Here is a 20,115-nt window from a genome sequence, read left to right on the forward strand (position 1 = left end):
ATAAGCCATTTAAAAATTGGAATATCTGGTACATACTATTAGCTTTTGCATTAGTATCTCAAATCGTATTTTATTATTGTTTTACTAAATTCTGGGCATGAGTACGATAGACTGGACGGTTCTTATTGTGACACTTGTTGCAGTGGTTGTATACGGCGTATTCATCGGGCGTGGACAGAAAAGCAACAAATCTTATCTGAAAGCAGATAATAAAATGCCGTGGTACATTGTGCTTATCGGTATTATGGCAACGCAGGCAAGTGCCATTACCTTTCTTTCCGCACCGGGACAGGCGTATACAGACGGGATGCGTTTCGTTCAGTATTACTTTGGTCTGCCTTTGGCGATGATTGTGATCTGTATTACTTTCATCCCGATTTTTCAGCGGTTGAATGTTTATACTGCTTATGAATATTTAGAAAACCGATTTGATAAGAAAACAAGGGTTCTTACTTCACTGCTTTTTCTTTTTTCGAGAGGTTTGTCGACAGGAATCAGTATTTATGCTCCGAGTATCATCTTATCAAGCGTTTTAGACTGGAATATTTACCTGACGAATGTTTTAACAGGCGGAATTTTAATGATTTATACTTACGTTGGTGGAGCGAAAGCCATTGCTCACACTCAAAAACTACAGTTTCTCATTATTTTAGGAACTATGGCTTTTGCGGGGTATTTACTTATTGAAAATATGCCGAATGGCATCGGTTTTAAAGACGCACTTTATCTGGCTGGAAAATCAGGAAAGCTGAATGTAATTACTACAGAATTCGACTGGAAAGACAAATACAACATCTGGAGCGGATTGATTGGTGGTTTTTTTCTTGCATTATCTTACTTCGGGACAGACCAGAGTCAGGTTGGGAGATACATTACGGCGAAAGACAATACCAACGCAAAAATGGGCTTGCTGCTGAATGGATTAGTTAAAATTCCGATGCAGTTTGCGATTCTTTTAATTGGGGCTCTGCTTTTTGCCTTCTTTTCTCTGAAACCGGCTCCGATTTATTTTAATGAACGTTCTTATCAGTATTTAAAGGAAACAAAACCTGAACAGGCAGCGGTTTTTGAAAAAGAACATCAGGATTTGCAGACAAAATTTAATGTAGAATCGAAGGAAATTTTACAATTAAAACAAAACAATTCTTCTCAGCTTGAAACAAAAATTCAGGATTTTAAAAATACGCAGTCTCAGGTAAAAGCACTTCACGGAAGGGTAGAGGAAGCCATCAATCAGTCAAACTATAATGCAGAAAAAACCGATACCAATTATATTTTCCTTTATTTTGTGAAAAATACTTTGCCTGCAGGAATGATAGGGTTGCTGTTTGCCGTCATTTTTCTGGCAAGTTGGGGCTCTATTTCGGCTGCGCTGAATTCCCTTGCCGCCTGTTCCTTAAAAGATGTTCATCTGATCTTTAAAAAAGACATTCCCGATGATGCCACTGAATTAAAATACAGTCGACTTCACACATTAGCGTGGGGAATTTTCTCCATCGGAGTAGCGATGTTTGCGACACAAATGGGTTCTCTTATTGAAGCAGTAAATGTATTGGGTTCTCTTTTTTATGGTCCTATATTAGGGATTTTCCTTGTTGCTTTTTACTTTAAAAAAATCAATGGAGCGAATGTATTTATATCTGCCATTTTATCTGAAATTACGGTGATTGCCGTTTATCAGTTCGATATTGTTTCCTTTCTGTGGCTTAACGTGATCGGTGCAGCGGCGGTGATTATATTTTCGGCAATCGGGCTATTGTTTTATAAGCCGAAAGCAGTAAATTCGTAAAGGAATAACAACAATTAAATTAACAAATAAAAAATAGTATGAAAACAATTTTCAAATCTGCTACCGTTCTTGTGGCTGCTATGACGCTTTCTGTAAATGCATTTGCACAGGAGACGAAAAAACCTGCGAGTCCGGCAATGACGGCAACGGGAAAAATTAAAGATGCCAACATCACCATTGCTTACAGCAGTCCGTCTGTGAAAGACCGTAAAATCTGGGGAGATTTGGTTGCTTATGATCAGGTTTGGCGTGCGGGAGCTAATGAAGCTACCACTTTTGAAACAGATAAAGACATTACCGTTCAGGGTAAAAAGTTACCTGCAGGGAAATACAGTTTTTTCTTAATTCCTAAAGAAAGAGGAGTATGGACTGCCATTTTCAACAAAGAGCCAAAACAATGGGGTTCTTATAAATACGAACAGGCAAAAGATGCTTTGCGTGTAGACGTAAAAACAAAAGCGCTGCCTGCAAAACAAGAAGCTCTGGTTTACAAAATAAATAAAAATGGATTTACTGTGGATTGGGATAAAGTTTCTGTTCCTGTAGAGATTAAGTAAATTTATATTTGAAAGTTTAAAATCCCGGTTGTCCGGGATTTTTTTTTTGAACTTCAAGCGAAAACGAAGATTTTATTTTCTATTTATTAAAGCTTCATAAATTACATATCTTAAATATTCGGAAGCTTCTATATCTTCATTTGCTAAAACTTGGATATTATTGAAAAGATGTAAGAGATCAAGAATGTTTTTCGTCGTAGTTTTTGTTAATTCATTTAGGATAGATACTCTAAATTTTTTAATATCTTCATTTTTAGCATTATCGATTTTTCTACGAATTAAGAATTTTATTTGTTCCGTGTCCTTGATCTTTTTTATTGTCTTAATATCTTCATAAAGTTCCTTATGTACATTATCTACATTTTCAAAATCAGCAAGACTCTTTAATCCATTTGCTGGTTTTTGATTATGCTTAATTGTTAGAATTTTTGACTTTATATCTCTTGGCTTAATATAAATTTCATTTTTTTTCTTGTTAACATCATAAACAATTGTGCAGACACCTGAAAAACGTAATGCTTCTCTTTTAATTTCATCATTTGAAATCTCAACGATATTTCTTACATTTCCGATTCCTTCAAGTTCTTTTTCGACAGTTGTATCAAAAAACATTCTGATATTTGATTCGTTGTATTCGCATAATTTAAGAGTATAAGCAATTCCAGAAGATTTTACTTCCTTATAAAGTGTCAACAGCGCAATAACTACAGCAATTGAATTGTTGTAATCATGGTAATTATCAGTCGAAACGATAGCACGTAAATAGTAATTGTTGTCAGGCTTATAATGTATTAATCTATATTTTTTGTCTTTGATCTTTTGTGCCTTTAACAACTCAAGATTTGTTTCAACAATTTTCTTAAAACCTTTATCTATAAGTTTTTTTGCATATTTATCCATGCTGAACAAGCTTCCAAAAAAATCACGTTGCGCAGAATATTTTGGATATGTTGTAAGTGTTATATTTCCTTCAAATTTTTCTCGATCAGTAATATTATTAAAGTTAATTGTGAAATTGTTATCCGAATAGAAAGAAATGTTTTCAATACTAGAAATTAAATCTTTTTTGATATAACTTTTGTTTTGAACAATTTGAGAATTGACAAGAGTATAAGCTCCTGGAATCGGAATGAATTCATCTTGTTCAAATTGTTTAATTAGCACTTCTTTAATCTGACTTGCTGTTTCATCTGTTGAAATTAATAATTTAAATAGATCTCTAATTAATATCCCTTTATCAGATTTAGGAATATCTAGTTTTAATATAGATCGTTTTTTTGTTTCCATTAGTTGATTTTTTTAAATTTCTAATTTTCAGATAGATAGTAAAGTAAGTTTTGTAATATTCAAATTTACATATGGATATTATTATTTGATTACGGTTTACCGCAAGTAGCAAAAATAAAAATCATTACACGATTGTAAATCAGTATTTTCCCTGAAATTTTTAATAAAACAAAAGCTCAACATTCATCAAACTCCCAAATTTATTTTATAATCAATCTTTCAAACACAATGAAACTATACTACAATCTATACCTATGAAATCCCATCTGAAATTGTATATTTGAAAGAACTTATTGATGATGAATCTTGACGTAAGCGAATTTTTAACAAGATTTCGGAAGAATAAAATTACTTTCAAAACAAACTTTAGTTCTTATGTAACAAAAGTAGCGGTACAGCTTTTCCGATATATTCAACTTTGCATCATAAAGTTGAGAATATGGAAGTTTTTGGATATATCGCTTCGGTTTTAATAGGCATTTCATTAGGTTTAATCGGTGGAGGTGGAAGTATTCTCACCGTTCCCGTTTTGGTTTATCTTTTCGGATTAGACGCTTTTCTGGCTACAGAATATTCACTTTTTATTGTCGGGATCAGCAGTATGGTTGGTTCCGTTTCCTACTTCAAAAAAGGATTGGTCAATATAAAAACCGCTTTAGTTTTTGGGATTCCTTCTATTATTTCAATATTTCTGACCAGAAATTATATTCTTCCGTTGATTCCCGATGAGGTTTTTACCATCAGAGCTTTTGTGGTAACCAAAGATATTTTTCTTCTTTTGATTTTTGCGGGATTAATGATTCTCGCTTCCTATAAAATGATTCAGAAAAGCACGGAGTTACACATCGAAGCAGTTCATTCTAATAAAAACAGCGCGATTTTGGCAGCAGGAGAAGGTTCGGTTGTAGGAATCTTGACAGGCTTAGTCGGAGCAGGAGGCGGATTTATGATCATTCCCGCTCTTGTTAATCTTCTCAAAACCCCGATGAAAGTTGCTATCGGAACATCGCTTGTCATCATTTCCCTCAATTCCCTTATCGGTTTTTTTACCTCAATGCACAATGTTGCCATAGACTGGAAATTACTTGCAACAGTATCATCTATCGCTATTGTCGGGATCATTATAGGATCACAATTATCCAAAAAGATTGACGGAAAAAAACTGAAACCGGCTTTTGGATGGTTTATTCTCGTAATGGGAATTTACATCATCGTAAAAGAAGTTTTTCTCTAATTATTTTTTGGGCAGCTATTTCCGTCCTCCGTTCCCGCTTTTTTTTTCCGCTCCGCTGCACAAAAAGAGCTCCACTCAGGCCGGGCTGCAAGAGATTCGTTTTCTGGTAAAGAATAACATAATATCAAAGTTCTGTAACAAAAGTAGCGGAGCAGCAAATTCTAAAAATATAATTTTGTAATATAATAATCAATAACAATGGTAGAAATCATAAAACAACCTTGGCTGTGGTATGTTGCCGGACCGTTAATTGGGCTTACCGTACCGGCTTTGCTCATTTTGGGCAACAAATCTTTCGGAATCAGTTCATCTCTAAGGCATATTTGTGCAGCCTGCATTCCTGCCAACATCGGCTTTTTCAAATACGACTGGAAAAAAGAACTCTGGAATTTATTTTTTGTCCTCGGCATTTTGCTGGGCGGCATTATCGCATCTCAATTTTTGATGAACCCCGGAGAAATAACAGTCAATACAAATCTGAAAACCGAACTTGCAACTTACGGCATTACCGATTACAGCAATCTCGTTCCTGTTCAGCTGATGAATTTTGCGAGTCTTTTAACGCTTAAAGGTTTCATTACAATGGTTGTCGGCGGATTTTTGGTAGGTTTCGGAACCCGTTATGCAGGTGGTTGTACCAGCGGACATGCCATTATGGGATTGGCAAATCTGCAGTTACCATCGCTTATTGCGACAATATGCTTTATGGCAGGCGGTTTTTTAATGGCGAATGTCATTTTGCCGATAATTCTTTCACTTTAATTTTAAAAAAAAATGGCAACAGAAAAAGATATACGTCATCAGGACAGCGTTTGTACCAACGAAAGTCATCTGACGCACAAATGGTATTACAATCTGAAATACCTTTTTGTCGGGGTTTTATTCGGGATTGTATTTGTAAAAGCAGAGATCATCAGTTGGTTCAGGATTCAGGAAATGTTTCGCCTGCAATCGTTTTTTATGTATGGTGTGATAGGAAGTGCAGTATTAACAGCGATGATTTCGGTTTTCATCATTAAAAAGTTCAATATTAAAACAATTTATGGAGAGAAGATCTCTATCGCACCGAAAAAATTCAATAAAGGTCAAATCTATGGCGGGCTGATCTTTGGATTTGGCTGGGCAATGACAGGTGCTTGTCCGGGACCGCTTTTCGCACAGATCGGAACAGGTGCTTTGGCAGTAGCAGTCACATTGCTTAGTGCTATTTTCGGAACTTGGATCTATGGATATTTGAGGGACAGATTGCCCCATTGATTCTGCACTTATGTAACAAAAGTAGCGGTATAGCATTGTGCAAAACCCGAAATTTGTACTATAAAATTAAAAAAGTATAACCCTAAAAGATTACATTATGTTTTTTCAGCATATTTATGATAAAAGCCTTGCGCAGGCAAGTTATTTAATCGGATGTCAGGCAAAAGGCGAAGCCATTGTTATTGATGCCAAAAGAGATATTGACACCTATCTTCAGATTGCCAAAGAAAATAATCTGACAATCACACACATTTCCGAAACCCACATTCACGCCGATTTTTTGTCGGGTTCCAGAGAACTTGCAGAAGTAACGGGAGCAAAAATGTATCTTTCGGACGAAGGTGGTGAAGATTGGCAATATCAGTTTCCGCATATCGGATTAACCAATGGAGACACTATAAAAGTCGGAAATTTAACTTTAAAAGTCATTCACACGCCGGGACATACGCCGGAAAGCATCAGCTTTTTATTGACCGATCATCCTGCAACGGACGAACCGGTAATGATTTTCACGGGAGATTTTGTTTTCGTCGGCGATATTGGAAGACCGGATCTATTGGAAAAAGCTGCAGGAATTACCGGAACTCAGGAAAAAGGAGCGAAAGAAATGTTTCATTCTGTTCAGGATTTCAGCAAGTTGCCGGAGTTTATTCAGGTGTGGCCAGGACACGGTGCAGGTTCGGCTTGCGGAAAAGCTTTGGGCGCAGTTCCGAGTTCTACAGTGGGATATGAAAAAATCAGAAACTGGGCTTTTCAGTATGAAGAAGACGAGGATGATTTTGTAGAATACCTGTTGGAAGGACAGCCGGAACCTCCGAAATACTTCGCAATGATGAAGAAGCTCAACAAAGTAGAAAGGCCTTTATTGACAGAAGTTCCAAAACATCCGAAACTTTCCAAAGAAGAATTTTTGAAAGCTTATCAAAGCGGTGTTAAAATTATAGACACAAGAAATAAAGTAGATTTTGCCGATGGTTTTATACCAAACAGCATCAATATTCAAGGTAATAATTCGTTTTCCACATGGATGGGATGGATCGTCAATTATTCTGAGCCGTTTATTTTAGTTGCTCAGGAAGAACAAATGGAAGATCTTACCCGAAAACTAATGAGAATCGGGATGGATCAGATGATAGGATATATTGATGATGTCAAAAATCTAGACTTAGAATTACAGACTGCCGATATTATTAATATTGAAGATTTCAAATCATATCTGAACAGAGATGATATTCAGGTGGTTGATGTAAGAAATAAAACCGAATATGACGCAGGACGTATTGAAAATGCTGAGAATGTCTTTGTGGGAACTTTAGTGGATAATCTGGATAAAATTTCCCGTGAAAAGCCAATTGTAATCCATTGCCAAAGTGGCGACAGAGCGGCGATTGCCTATTCTGTGCTGAAGAAAAACGGTTTTGAGAAAGTGAAAAATTTCTCCGGTGGAATGAAAGAATGGATGGAAAAAGCAAACCCTGTAAAAAATTAAGATGGATTTATTATCAATGTTATTCGGAAAAAAAGACAATGCTGCGCTGGAAAATGCGTTGAAAGAAGGTGCTTTTTTGGTAGATGTAAGAACGCCCGGAGAATTTGCTTCGGGAAGTGCAAAAGGAGCTGTTAATATACCTTTGGATGTCGTCAAAGATCAGATTTCCAAGTTCAGGAATAAGAAAAGCATCATTGTTTTCTGTAGAAGCGGAAACCGTAGCGCAATGGCAAAAGGAACATTGGAACGAAACGGAATCACGAATGTTCTCAACGGAGGCAGTGTACAGAATATGATAAAACTAATGGAACAATAATGAAAGATTTTTGGGACGAAAGATACCGCCAGTCAGATTTTGTGTACGGAGATCAGCCTAATGTCTATTTTGCAGAAAAATTGGCTGAACTCACTCCCGGAAAAGTTCTTTTTCCTGCTGAAGGAGAGGGTAGGAATGCTGTTTACTCCGCAACTCAAGGTTTTGAAGTGGAAGCTTTTGACCAAAGTGAAGAAGGCAAAAAGAAAGCGATGCAGCTTGCAGAAAAAAACTCGGTAAAAATAAATTACACAACGGTTTCGGCAGACACAATAAGTTATGAAAAAGAAAGTTTTGACCTTTTAGTAATGGTATTTGCCCATTTTCCTGAAACATTGAGACGGGATTTGCACAGACGGATTTCATCGCTCGTGAAGAAAGGCGGTAAAATTATTCTGGAAGGTTTCAGTAAAGAGCATTCTAAATTTCAGGACGAAAATCCAAATGCAGGCGGACCAAAACATTGGGAAATGCTTTATGATTTAGACGAACTGAAAACTGATTTTTCCGATTTCGATTTTCAGGAAGCATATATTTCCGAAAACGTAATGAATGAAGGTGCTTATCATCAGGGAAAAGCTTCGGTTATACGCTTATTTGGTACAAAAAGATAAAGAAAATTATGGATAATTTATTTAAAAACTGGAACTTTGTAAGACTGCTTCGTTTGGCAATGGGAGTTTTCCTTGTTGTAGAAGCCGTACAATCTGGAATGTGGATTTTGGTGGCTGTCGGAGCGGTTTTTGTTGTAATGCCATTATTGAATATTGGCTGTTGTGCCGCAGGAAACTGTTCCGTACCGAAGAGCAATTCAAAAAACAGCAGTGATGAAGTACATTATGAGGAAATTAAATAAAATAGAATGAATAAATTTCAGGAACTTATCAGTCAGGATAAACCCGTATTGGTAGATTTTTTTGCAGAATGGTGCGGTCCGTGCAAAATGCAGGCTCCCATTCTTCAGGATCTCAAAAAAAATATAGGAGATGCAGCAAGCATTGTTAAAATTGATATTGATAAAAATCAGGCCGTTGCGGCGCAGTTCGGAATCAGAAGCGTTCCTACTCTGATGATTTTTAAAAAAGGTGAAGTGAAATGGAAACAATCTGGTGTTTTTCAGGCAGATGAACTGGAAAGATTAATTAAACAAAACATCTAAATGTATAAAAACCTAATCGTTTTATTTTTTGTCATCCTATTGACAGGTTGTGGAAAAGCTCAGAATAATGGCGAAAGCAATCTTTCTGCTATAAAATTTTCTAAAAAATTAAACCAGACTGAAGATGCACAGTTGGTAGATGTGAGAACACCGGGAGAATTCTGGAACGGACATTTGAAAAACGCAATGAACATCGACTGGAATGCAGATGATTTCGCTGAAAAAGCAAAAGCTTTAGACAAAGACAAACCTGTTTTTCTGTACTGTATGAGCGGACCTAGAAGTACGGCTGCAGCGGCAAAACTTCAGGAGATGGGTTTTAAAAATGTGTATGAAATGCAGGGCGGAATGATGAAATGGAGAAATGCAAATCTTCCGGAAATCAAGGCTTCTACTTCCGCAGGAATGAGCCTTTCTCAATACCATGAATTGCTGAAAAGCGATACGCCGGTTTTGGTAGATTTCTATGCAGAATGGTGTGCTCCGTGCAAAAAAATGGAGCCGTATCTTACGAAAATGTCCACCGAAATGCCTGATAAAGTGAAAATTGTCAGAATTAATGCTGATGAAAATACAGAACTTTGCAAAGCATTAGATGTTTCTGCACTTCCTGTTTTAAAACTTTATAAAAATGATCAGTTAGTCTGGGATAACCTGGGTTTTGCCGGCGAAGAGCAGGTAAAAGCGCAATTGCTACAGATAAAAAATTGATAATTTGGAAAAATTTAAAATATGGTTTCGGAAAAACTGGAGTACAACGATTCTGGTTCTAGTATTTATCGTATTGCTGGTAAGTCCGGATGTAAAAGCCTGGCTGATGAGACAGATTATTTCAACTGGTCTTCTGAATTCAAAGATTGAAAAAAAGAAAGCAGAACCAAGTTCTGAGTCGAGTTCTTTAGCCATCACTGAAAATTTCAGCATCAGAAACGAAAAAGGAGAAGTTATCAATACTTCTGAACTCAAAGGAAAAGTGACTTTCATTAATTTTTGGGCATCGTGGTGTCCGCCTTGCCGGGCGGAATTTCCATCAATTCAGAAGTTTTACAATCAATATAAATTAAATAAAGATTTGGTTTTTCTAACGGTAAATTTGGATGAAAAGCCTGCTGTAGGTAAAATGTATCTCGAAAAAGAACAGTTTACAGTGCCATTTTTAGTTCCGGAAGGTTCTATTCCGTCTTCATTTTTTAATGGCTCACTTCCTACGACGGTAGTTTTGGATAAATCGGGAAAAATCAGGATGCATCACGCAGGAATGGCAGATTACAGCAAAGATTCTTTCTATGAAGAGATTGATCAACTTTTAAATGAACATCTTTGACAATATGATAAAAGTAATGATTTTGTCTGTTTTCCTGATCGCCTTCACAAGTTTTTCCCCAAGATAAAACCGTTTGTGAATCTGTAATTCGCAAGGGTTCATATTTAAATTTATTTATAAGTCAATATTAACTATTTTTGTGTCAGAGATTTTTTAATTAAATACATTACTAAAACATGCAGCCCTCCATACTTGCTTCAGAATTCACTTCTTCACCTGAATTGCTTGAAAAACTCTATAAGTATGGAGTAACAAAAATCTATCAGGAAGGAGATGTAATTTTAGATGAAAATTCATCTATCCGTTCCATTCCTATTGTGATGAAAGGGATGATGAAAGTCATTCGTACGGAAGAAGACGGACGCGAAATTCTCTTGTATTACATCAAAGCAGGGGAAAGCTGCATCATGTCTTTTCTTGGTGGTATGCACAATGAAAAAAGCATCGTAAAAGCCGAAGTAGAAGAAGATACGGAAATTCTTTTTCTGCCTGTTGATAAAGTTTCGCTCTTTATCAAAGAATATCCGGAATGGCTGGATTATATTTTCAGACTCTATCATAAAAGGTTTGAAGAACTGTTGGATATTATCAACGCTATTGCATTCAAAAAAGTAGATGAAAGATTATTGAATCTTCTTCATAAAAAATCTGAGAATCTTAATTCAAAAACCATTAATGTCACCCACGAACAACTTGCCAACGAACTCGGTACGGCAAGAGTTGTTGTTTCAAGACTCCTCAAACAGCTTGAGGATTCAGGGAAACTTATGCTCGGACGAAATAAAATCACGCTTTCAGGTAATCCTTAGATTTTCTGTAACAAATTAGCAATATATCTTTCCGAAATTCAATTTCGGGTACATCGCCTCGGCTTCAATAGAAATTTTATTTGGCTTAATTTGCGGTAGCGGAAATATTATTAGCTTTCCTATTTTTTTTAGACATGTTTTAGCGACATACTATTCACTTTTTACATGGGCTTAGTATGACTTGTGATTATTCCTGTTATTGTCTATTCTAAAAAAATCCAGTCTGTGTTCCCGTTTTTTCCGTTTTACTTTATAAATAGAGAACTATTCATGCAGGATTGCGAAATATTCAGTGTTAGAAAGCAGCAATATTGCCCAGCATAATGAAAATTAATTAATAGTTCTTTTATAAAGATTATCTGCTTTATGAACTTAAAACAACGAAAGTCAAAAACTCTGGCAAATTTTAAAAAATAGAAGTCTTTTATGTAACAAAAGTAGCGGTATATAAAATCTCAAACTCAGAAATTTGTATCAGAAAAATAATTAAAATTTAAAATCATAAAAAATGAAAATAGAACAGATTTATACAGGATGTCTTGCACAAGGTGCATATTATATCGTTTCAAATGGTGAAGCAGCAATTATAGATCCATTAAGAGAAACGCAGCCTTATATTGAAAGATTGAAAAAAGATGATGTTACTCTTAAATATATTTTTGAAACACATTTTCATGCAGATTTTGTAAGCGGACATTTGGATTTAAGCAGAAAAACAACAGCACCTATCGTTTATGGACCGACTGCAAAACCAGAATTTGAAGCCATTGTTGCAGAGGATAATCAGGTTTTTGAGATCGGAAATATCACCATAAAAGTTCTTCATACACCTGGTCATACAATGGAAAGTTCATCATTTCTTCTTATTGACGAATATGGCAAAGAGAAAGCATTATTTAGTGGAGATACTTTATTTTTAGGAGATGTAGGCCGTCCCGATTTGGCTCAGAAAGCAGCCAACATGACACAGGAAGAACTGGCTGGTTTACTATACGATAGTTTGTATCAGAAAATTTTGCCACTTGATGATAATATTACCGTTTATCCGGCTCACGGAGCAGGTTCAGCATGCGGGAAAAATATGCAGAAAGAAACGGTAGATTCATTAGGAAATCAAAAGAAAACCAATTATGCGCTCAATCAGAAAGATAAGCAAAGTTTCATCAAAGCGGTTACAGACGGACTTCTTCCACCTCCTGCTTATTTCGGAATGAATGTGGCAATGAATAAAAAAGGTTACGACAGTTTTGATGAGGTTTTGTCAAAAGGTTTGCAGGCACTTTCTCCAGATGAATTTGAAGAAACAGCAGAACATTCCGGAGCTTTGGTTTTAGACGTTAGAAATGATGAAGATTTTGCGAGGGGATTTGTTCCGCAATCCGTTAATATCGGTCTGAACGGAGATTTTGCACCTTGGGTCGGCGCTTTGATTGTGGATGTGAAACAGCCAATTCTTCTCATAACCAATAAAAATGAAGAAGAGGAGACTGTGACCCGATTAAGTCGTGTAGGATTCGATAATGTTCTTGGATTTTTAAAAGGCGGATTTGAAGCGTGGAAAAATAGCGGAAAAGAAACCGATTTCGTAAAAAGAATTTCAGCACAGCAATTGGAGGATGAAATTAAAGAAAAAGAAGTCAACATCATTGATGTGAGAAAAGAAAGTGAGTATAATGCAGAACACTTAGATGGAGCATACAACAAACCTTTAGCTTATATCAATAATTGGATACATCATATCAATCCGGAAGAACATTTTTATCTGCATTGTGCAGGAGGTTACAGAAGCATGATGGCAGCAAGTATTCTACAAGCAAGAGGTTACAGAAATTTTACAGAAATAGAAGGCGGATTTAACGAAATTTCCAAAACAGAACTTCCGAAAAGTGATTTTGTTTGTCAAAGTAAAGTTTTAAAATAAATTAAATAGCAAAAGATACAGAAGATTTATCTTCATTAAAGTAACTCATAAGCCGAAAGAAATGGGAATATTTAAAAATTTTCATTTTGTATTTGATATTTTTTATTTAAAAATCAATAGTTTGTCTTCTGTTTCTTTTGCGATTTAAATTCAATTTACAGGTACAATAATATCTTAAAATTGATAATGATTTAATACATCATCAATGTTAGAGAAAAAACATCGAAAAAACCATTTTCATAGTGTTTAAAGGACTTTTGATCGAAGTATTACTTTTTTAATATCATAGAATAATTTTTCGCAAATTTGCAGATATTTATTCCAGATATATGGGCAGAAATTTATCAATAGATGTACTTAAAATTATTCTTGCTTTTTTTGTTGTCTTTCTGCACATGAATTTCCTTAAAGAAAGCAATCCGCAATTGAGCTATGTTTTGGTTAACGGGCTTTTCAGGGTGGCTGTTCCTGTTTTTTTAATTATTACAGGGTTTTATTTTTTTCACATTGATGATACAAAAAAGCTTAAAAAATGGCTTTTCAGGACATTTGTTCTGTACATTATCTGGATGGCGGTGTATTATTCTTTCTGGAAAAGCAGCGAGAATATTCTCCTTACTATTATTTTCGGATATCATCATTTGTGGTATCTCATAGGAACTTTTTTTTCAGGAATTATACTTTATCTTTTGAGAAAAAGCTCTTCTGCTTTTTTATTAAGTATTGCTCTGGGCTTGTTTATCATAGGTTATATCATTCAGGTTTTGGGTAATCTTCATTACTTCGATAAGGAAAATGATTCTTTACTTAATAATTATTTAATATACCGTAATTTTCTGTTTGTCTGTTTACCATTTTTAAGTATTGGTTTTTTAATTCATAAAGAAAAAATAAACCTTTCACAAGTCAAAAGTTCCACACTCGTGGTAGTTCTTTCCTGTGTTTTGGTGATTGCTGAAGCGTATTTTAACTATAATAACATCAGTAAAGAAAGCACCGATATTCTGCTGTCGCTTTTTTTAACAAGTCCCGTTCTGTTTTTGTACGGACAGGAAAAATATATCAAAAGCAGTTCAAAAATTTTAGCAACATTATCTACAGCTATTTATTTTGTACATCCTTTTCTGATGAAGTCTGAATGGTTCTCCAAAATAGAATCTTACAGGGTTTTAATTTTTATTGTGGTGCTTATTCCGGTAAGTTTAGGATTGGTCTTAATCAATAAAAGAATCAAATATTTATTATGATTAAATAACCGAAGGCTGCTTAACAAGAGATTACATATTAATAAAGAAGAAAACGATTATCCATAAAAAAAGACCGAAACAGAAATTCCGGTCTTTTATATATTTATTAACGTATTATTCTACAATAAATTTCGTAGAAAAACGCTCAGTTTTCAAAATATATACACCTTTCACTATTCCGTGTAAATTGATTTTATTAGAATGTCTGAAAGGATTTTCAATACTTCTGATCATTTTTCCTGAAAGATCATAGATTTCAGCTTTTGTAATGTTTTTAAGATTTTCTCCTTTTACAGATAATTCCTGATTTTTTACCGGATTAGGATAGATTGTAAACTCAGATTTATCTTTTGATACTTCTGAAGTTGATAACGATGAATTGTAGCAAGTCCAGCTTAAATCATCAATAGAAATTCTTTTTCCTTGTTCTGCATTGATTATCTTAATAACAACATTATTGGAAACATTAATATTGTTGATTGTGGTGGTCGTAGCTGTGGTGCTAAAAGGGATAGTTCCCACATTATTTCCGTTGATCTGTATAATAAGATTGCCAGCTGAATCCGAGAATGGCAATTTGGTAGTAACTGTTAAACTGCCTATACCTCCAGAAATGGTAGAACTTGTAAGATTTCCGTTTCTGATAGTGATTGCTTTACCGTTAATTGTTTGGTCAATTCTTGCGTCTGTTGCAGTCCATGTAATGTTATTGTTTGTCCATATCTGTGTACTGTAAGCAGGGTTGCTTGTAGCAGGGATATTTGAGAAATCTTCTGTACCGCACGTTCCGCTTCCGCCGCCGGATCCTGCGAGAGTAGTCTCTGTGGCAGTATTGCTCTGAGCGGAAGAGTTTCCGGCTGCATCTTTAGCAATAATATAGAAACTGTATGTTGTTGACGGATTCAGGTTTGAAATAGTTGCTGTTGTTGTAGTAACGGTGGAATGTAAAACTCCGTTTACATAAATTGCATAGCCTGTAACGCCCACATTATCGGTAGAAGCTGTCCAGCTGAGAGATATTGTGCTTGAAGTAGGGTTATTGGCAACCAGGTTGGAAGGAGCTGTCGGAGCCTGGGTATCTGTTGTCGGACTTCCCCAAACTAAATTTACGTAATTTGGATTGTCAATATAAGGATTTCTGTTTCCCTGATAAACATAAGAAGCATTATTTCTACCGATTTCAGTAGAAGAAACAGGATCTAAAGCATGCCAAGCCAGTAATTGATCCAGCTGCCATTGCTGAAGTCCTGGATAAGCAGAATTTCCAAGCATATTTCCTGAGCTGAAGCCAGATAATTGCGTTTCGTATCTGGTCACAAAATAGAAAATCATTCTGGCAACATCTCCTTTAAACTCATCAATAGGTTCAAAAACAACTCCGGAGTATCCCGGTGAAACAGAGTTTCCTCTTTTTGATCCGTTATTTGAAATATAATTGGTAACTCCAACTTTACCAAAAGGAAGACTTCCCCTCATGTTGTTTACATAGCCGTCTGTAGCACGTATAAAATGCACATCAGAAACCATCGGTGATGCTTCATTGAACAAACTTTGAGGAACGATGTGCTCTCTGTTATAGCAATCAGCTTCGCTGTTGTAGCTGCCACACTGATTGGCTCCCACAGTATAGTTATAAGGATCTGCAGCTGTTGGATTTTCAGAATAGATATCTAAAATTGTTCCGTCATTTTCGTAGTAATAATCGCGGTCTGTAGTTTGATAGGCCGTCCATAATCCGTTATAAGAACCGGGATTGTGTCCTGCGGTAATGATGTTTTTCAATTGAGTCTTCAGCGTAGCACCTGTTCCGGTAGCTGTGCTGTAATAATTAGCAGGAGCCTGAGCCGATATACTTACTGCTAAAAGACTTATAAGAAGAGAATAAAAAATTTGCTTCATTTTTTTTGAATTGGACGGCAAATTTACGAATATTCTTACTATATAAATATTAATTTTTGGTAATATAATTTTTACTGATTTTTGAAAAAAACCAGGAGATTAAAATCCCGAATAGGGCTGCAATAGCGGCTACCGTAAAATAATTTTTTGTGACAATCTTCACCGGAAATGGTAAATCTTCTACAGCTTTAAATAATTCGGTGTAAATCTGAAAATAACACAGGGCTGTTCCCAAAAGCAATCCTGTAATAATACCTGTAACAACGATCAGAATACCGGTATAGAAATAGGTCATTCTAAGATGGCTCAACGGAAAACCTAACGAAATCAGTGATTTTGCCTGTTCTTTTTTATCCAGCTGAAGAATGATAATAGCTCCTGCAAGATTAAAAGTAGTAATGAAAATAACTAGAGCAAAAATAAGATAGATAAACAGCTTTTCGGTGTTAATCATCTTCCAGAATGCTGCATTTTCTTCTTCTTTTGTTTTAATTTCAATATTTCCGCCAATTTTTTTTAGTAAATCTTGCTTTACCGAATCTGCATTTTGCGGATTTTTTAATTTAATAACTATTTGATACGCTGAGTTTTTTGGAAGACCCAGAAGTTCTTCTGTAAGTTCAACTGGAGCAATGATATAACTGTTGAGCTGTTCATTTCCAGGAAAAATACCGGTAACGATAATCTCTCTTTTATTGTAGATATCTTCTTCTTTATTGATGATTCCCGTCCCTGATTTAGGCATAAAAACAGTGGTGAAATCAGTTTCGGAATCTACAGCTATTCCCAGTCTGTTCTGTAGATTATGTTCCATGATTACCTCATTGGTATATTCAAAAGATGGGTATTTACCGTAGAAAATATTTTTGTTGACAGGATTTACTTTGGTATAATTGGTATCTACTCCCCGCAAATATGCAATATCACCTTTACCGTTAAAGCTTACGTAAGCTTTCTCTTCTATAATTCTGGAAAAATCGGCAATTTCTTTTTCTTTCTTTAAAATTTCATTGATTTTGCTGAAATTCTGGATGGTCTTACCAGATGTACTTTTAATTGTAAGATCAGCATGAAGATTGGAAATAAGATTTTTATTAAAATCTTCGAGTCCTGAAAAAACCGATATAATCACAAACATTGCTGCAACCGCAACACTCATCGCCACGGCAGCAAGCCAGGTAATAAATGTTACAGCAGTACTTCCTTTTTTTGATAAAAGGTAGCGTGAGGCGATATAAAATGCAATGTTTCTCAAAGCGAGTTATAAAACCGGGTTTTCGCCTTCTCCACGTAATTCTTTCTCAATTCTCTCTACATCATCCAATGTAGTGTCAAGATAGAAATTCAATTGAGGAATGATACGCACTTGTTTTGCCATTTTCTGACCTATAAAGTTGCGGTATTGTGGTTTGTTTTCTTCGATTTCTTTCATTATTGCAGTGCGAAATTCCTGTGGAAATATGCTGAGATAAATTTTGGCAATCCCAAGATCAGGAGTTACTTTCACGTCAGAAACAGAAACAAGAATATTTTGTTTGCTTTCTGACGACTGCTTTCGGAAAAGTTCTGCGAAATCTTCCTGTATAATCTGTGCTACTTTTCTTTGTCTGTTAGTTTCCATAATTTATGCAAATTTAGTACTTTTGTTTGAATTGATCGGCTGAAATTGGAATACAAGATAATAAACTTGTTTTAAAATTTTAGGACAATCACAAAATTCATATTGTTTTACTTTAAATCCTCTGTAATAAAAGCCTATGATACAATGTAAACAATCATATGATTTCGTAAAAAATAGTTTATCGGTCAATTTTGCTATAAGTACCGCTGAAAACAACGAATAATAAACAATAAAAGAAATAATATTTACGTATGAAATTAGAGCATATTGGTATTGCTGTGAAATCTTTGGGAGTTTCAGATGAACTTTTTGCCAAACTTTTAGGAAAAGAATCCTACAAAAAAGAAACAGTTGAAAGGGAAGGCGTAACAACATCGTTTTACGAAACTGGCGAAAGTAAAATTGAACTTCTGGAAGCGAACAATGCTGAAAGTCCTATCGCTAAATTTATTGATAAAAAAGGGGAGGGTATTCATCATTTGGCATTTGGTGTCGAAAATATCTTTGAAGAAGTGGAAAGATTAAAAAAAGAAGGATTTCAGTTTATTTCGGAAGAGCCTAAAGAAGGTGCTGATAATAAATTAGTTGTCTTTCTACATCCTAAATCTACCAATGGCGTGCTTGTAGAACTTTGTCAAGAAAAGTAAAAAAATATTTTGTAGAGAAATAATTTTTACTATTTTTGCAAACACAAAATTTAACCAGTTTTGCGGTCCTATAGCTCAGTTGGTTAGAGCACCTGACTCATAATCAGGTGGTCCCTGGTTCGAGCCCAGGTGGGACCACTTTTTAAGAGCCCAAACAAAACGTCAAGTTTGTTGGGCTTTTTTTATGCCTTAAAATCAAGGTTTTATATTCTTCTTTTTTTCTAGATCACTCTCATTATCTTTTAAATCTACAATAAAAAGATCCCCAAAAGGAACCCCATCCTGAGAAATAGGAACCCCATTATAACCCTCATTAATACTAGAAAAATGACAATTAAAATATTATTTGTATTAGATAAATCAAAATCTAATAGTAAAGGTCTAGCTCCCTTAAAGTGTAGGATTACTTACATGGGGGAGAGAAAACCTTTTGCTACAGGGTTATTTATTAATCCTCAAAACTGGGATAACAAACAGCAGAAAGTTAAACCACCTAATTCTGAAAATGAAACTATTAATACACAATTAAGCCTGATTAAGAATAAAATTAATCAGGCTTTTTTGTTTTTACAGGTTAATGCAGAAGAGTTTGATGTGGAAGATGTTTTCTTGCGGTATAAAGGAAGTACTCCTAAAAGGAACAAAACTATATTACAGCTCTTTCAAGAACATAATGATAGAATTGAAAAGCTGATAGATAAGGAATATTCTATATCAACCTTATGGAAGTTTAAACAAGCAAGAGAACTATTAAAAGATTTTATTAAATATTCTTTTAATAAAGGAGATTATGATTTCAAAGATTTGGACTTAAAGTTTATTCAAGATTATGAATTCTTCCTAAAGGCAGAGAAGTCTTTAGCTCTTGCAACTACTAATAAGATGATACAGAGGTTCAGAAAGATAGTCAAGTTGGCTATATCTCAAGATATTATACATAAAGAACCATTTTCAAGCTACAAAGTAAAGCATATCAAAAAAGAAATTACTTATTTGACTAGGGAAGAGCTAGCTAAAATTGAAGAGTATCAATTTAAAGCAGAGAGATTACAAATAGTTGCAGATATGTTTGTTTTCTGCTGTTATACAGGTTTGGCATACAATGAAATGGTAAACCTTGAAAAATCTCATATTATAATTGGTTTTGATGGTAATGAATGGATTAATATGATTAGAGGAAAAACTCAGCATTTATTATCAATACCATTACTCTCTAGAGGTAAGAAGATAATTGAAAAATATGGTAATGTTGATGAAAAGAGAGTTTTACCTAAGTTTAGTAATCAAAAGTTTAATGCTTATTTAAAAGAAATAGCTGATATAGTAGGGTTGGATAAAAGACTTACTCATCATCTAGCAAGAAGAACCTTTGCTACAACAGTATTACTCTTTAATGATGTTCCTATGGAGATTGTATCAGAGTTGCTAGGTCATTCAAAAATTACTATTACTCAAGATCACTATGCTAAAGTTGTTAAGAGCAAGGTTGGTGAACAGATGAATAGGTTAAATTCTAAACTAAAATAACAATAAATTAACTGCTTTGTGGTATTTTTACAAGG

The 20,115-nt window shown here is 34.9% G+C and carries 21 protein-coding genes and 1 tRNA gene; 18 read left to right on the top strand and 4 right to left on the bottom strand.

What is annotated here, in order from left to right; genetic code table 11:
- The first annotated feature begins 97 nt into the window (after positions 1-97).
- Positions 98-1,789 carry a sodium:solute symporter family transporter gene (locus tag AC0NBN_RS14730; RefSeq protein WP_160812075.1) on the top strand — a complete coding sequence of 564 codons (1,692 nt, stop codon included), beginning with the start codon at positions 98-100 and terminating at the stop codon, positions 1,787-1,789.
- 38 nt (positions 1,790-1,827) lie between these two features.
- Positions 1,828-2,346 (top strand): DUF2911 domain-containing protein, encoded by a 519-nt coding sequence (locus AC0NBN_RS14735; protein ID WP_143883488.1) that lies wholly within the window; start codon positions 1,828-1,830, stop codon positions 2,344-2,346.
- Between the two features lie 72 nt (positions 2,347-2,418).
- Here AC0NBN_RS14735 and AC0NBN_RS14740 read toward each other — a convergent pair whose 3' ends face one another.
- On the bottom strand, positions 2,419-3,633 hold the full coding sequence (locus AC0NBN_RS14740; RefSeq protein WP_160812076.1) for a hypothetical protein: 1,215 nt from the start codon (positions 3,631-3,633) through the stop codon (positions 2,419-2,421).
- Positions 3,634-4,072: 439 nt separating this feature from the next.
- On the opposite strand from AC0NBN_RS14740, the gene AC0NBN_RS14745 reads away from it, so the two are divergent.
- The 13 genes from AC0NBN_RS14745 to AC0NBN_RS14805 all read left to right on the top strand — a co-directional run bounded on the left by AC0NBN_RS14745 (position 4,073) and on the right by AC0NBN_RS14805 (position 14,386).
- Positions 4,073-4,867 carry a sulfite exporter TauE/SafE family protein gene (locus AC0NBN_RS14745; protein WP_160812077.1) on the top strand — a complete coding sequence of 265 codons (795 nt, stop codon included), beginning with the start codon at positions 4,073-4,075 and terminating at the stop codon, positions 4,865-4,867.
- A gap of 198 nt (positions 4,868-5,065) precedes the next feature.
- Complete coding sequence (locus AC0NBN_RS14750; RefSeq protein ID WP_160812078.1) at positions 5,066-5,629, top strand: YeeE/YedE thiosulfate transporter family protein; 564 nt, start codon at positions 5,066-5,068, stop codon at positions 5,627-5,629.
- 12 nt (positions 5,630-5,641) lie between these two features.
- Complete coding sequence (locus AC0NBN_RS14755) at positions 5,642-6,124, top strand: DUF6691 family protein (protein WP_160812079.1); 483 nt, start codon at positions 5,642-5,644, stop codon at positions 6,122-6,124.
- 97 nt (positions 6,125-6,221) lie between these two features.
- The gene (locus AC0NBN_RS14760) at positions 6,222-7,613 is read left to right on the top strand and encodes an MBL fold metallo-hydrolase (protein ID WP_160812080.1); all 1,392 of its coding nucleotides are present in this window, start codon (positions 6,222-6,224) and stop codon (positions 7,611-7,613) included.
- A 1-nt stretch (position 7,614) separates the two neighbouring features.
- Complete coding sequence (locus AC0NBN_RS14765) at positions 7,615-7,929, top strand: rhodanese-like domain-containing protein (protein ID WP_160812081.1); 315 nt, start codon at positions 7,615-7,617, stop codon at positions 7,927-7,929.
- On the top strand, positions 7,929-8,540 hold the full coding sequence (locus AC0NBN_RS14770; RefSeq protein WP_160812082.1) for a class I SAM-dependent methyltransferase: 612 nt from the start codon (positions 7,929-7,931) through the stop codon (positions 8,538-8,540). The genes AC0NBN_RS14765 and AC0NBN_RS14770 overlap by 1 nt, the downstream gene beginning before the upstream one ends.
- A gap of 8 nt (positions 8,541-8,548) precedes the next feature.
- The gene (locus tag AC0NBN_RS14775; RefSeq protein WP_160812083.1) at positions 8,549-8,782 is read left to right on the top strand and encodes a hypothetical protein; all 234 of its coding nucleotides are present in this window, start codon (positions 8,549-8,551) and stop codon (positions 8,780-8,782) included.
- 6 nt (positions 8,783-8,788) lie between these two features.
- Entirely contained in the window at positions 8,789-9,085 is a 297-nt protein-coding gene (gene trxA, locus AC0NBN_RS14780; protein WP_160812084.1) for a thioredoxin, read from the top strand.
- Positions 9,086-9,796, top strand: coding sequence for a thioredoxin domain-containing protein (locus AC0NBN_RS14785; protein WP_160812085.1), 711 nt, complete (start codon positions 9,086-9,088; stop codon positions 9,794-9,796).
- A 4-nt stretch (positions 9,797-9,800) separates the two neighbouring features.
- A complete protein-coding gene (locus AC0NBN_RS14790; RefSeq protein ID WP_160812086.1) occupies positions 9,801-10,409 on the top strand; it encodes a TlpA disulfide reductase family protein in 609 nt (202 codons plus the stop codon).
- A gap of 176 nt (positions 10,410-10,585) precedes the next feature.
- Entirely contained in the window at positions 10,586-11,218 is a 633-nt protein-coding gene (locus AC0NBN_RS14795) for a Crp/Fnr family transcriptional regulator (protein ID WP_160812087.1), read from the top strand.
- A gap of 508 nt (positions 11,219-11,726) precedes the next feature.
- A complete protein-coding gene (locus tag AC0NBN_RS14800; protein ID WP_160812088.1) occupies positions 11,727-13,139 on the top strand; it encodes an MBL fold metallo-hydrolase in 1,413 nt (470 codons plus the stop codon).
- Positions 13,140-13,468: 329 nt separating this feature from the next.
- Positions 13,469-14,386 (top strand): acyltransferase family protein, encoded by a 918-nt coding sequence (locus tag AC0NBN_RS14805; protein WP_160812089.1) that lies wholly within the window; start codon positions 13,469-13,471, stop codon positions 14,384-14,386.
- 114 nt (positions 14,387-14,500) lie between these two features.
- Here AC0NBN_RS14805 and AC0NBN_RS14810 read toward each other — a convergent pair whose 3' ends face one another.
- The 3 genes from AC0NBN_RS14810 to rbfA are packed head-to-tail and all read right to left on the bottom strand — an operon-like array spanning position 14,501 to position 17,906.
- A complete protein-coding gene (locus AC0NBN_RS14810; RefSeq protein WP_160812090.1) occupies positions 14,501-16,285 on the bottom strand; it encodes an endonuclease in 1,785 nt (594 codons plus the stop codon).
- 49 nt (positions 16,286-16,334) lie between these two features.
- Positions 16,335-17,540 carry an ABC transporter permease gene (locus AC0NBN_RS14815; RefSeq protein ID WP_160812091.1) on the bottom strand — a complete coding sequence of 402 codons (1,206 nt, stop codon included), beginning with the start codon at positions 17,538-17,540 and terminating at the stop codon, positions 16,335-16,337.
- A gap of 6 nt (positions 17,541-17,546) precedes the next feature.
- Positions 17,547-17,906 (bottom strand): 30S ribosome-binding factor RbfA, encoded by a 360-nt coding sequence (rbfA, locus tag AC0NBN_RS14820; RefSeq protein WP_160812092.1) that lies wholly within the window; start codon positions 17,904-17,906, stop codon positions 17,547-17,549.
- A gap of 251 nt (positions 17,907-18,157) precedes the next feature.
- Here rbfA and mce point away from each other — a divergent pair, with 251 nt between their 5' ends.
- The 3 genes from mce (at position 18,158) to AC0NBN_RS14835 (ending at position 20,080) form a co-directional block, all read left to right on the top strand.
- Positions 18,158-18,553, top strand: coding sequence for a methylmalonyl-CoA epimerase (gene mce / locus AC0NBN_RS14825; protein WP_160812093.1), 396 nt, complete (start codon positions 18,158-18,160; stop codon positions 18,551-18,553).
- 64 nt (positions 18,554-18,617) lie between these two features.
- Positions 18,618-18,691: transfer RNA gene (locus AC0NBN_RS14830), tRNA-Ile, on the top strand.
- A 189-nt stretch (positions 18,692-18,880) separates the two neighbouring features.
- Entirely contained in the window at positions 18,881-20,080 is a 1,200-nt protein-coding gene (locus AC0NBN_RS14835) for a site-specific integrase (protein ID WP_160812094.1), read from the top strand.
- The last annotated feature ends 35 nt before the right edge of the window (positions 20,081-20,115 follow it).

This window comes from Chryseobacterium sp. L12 (genome assembly GCF_056133985.1).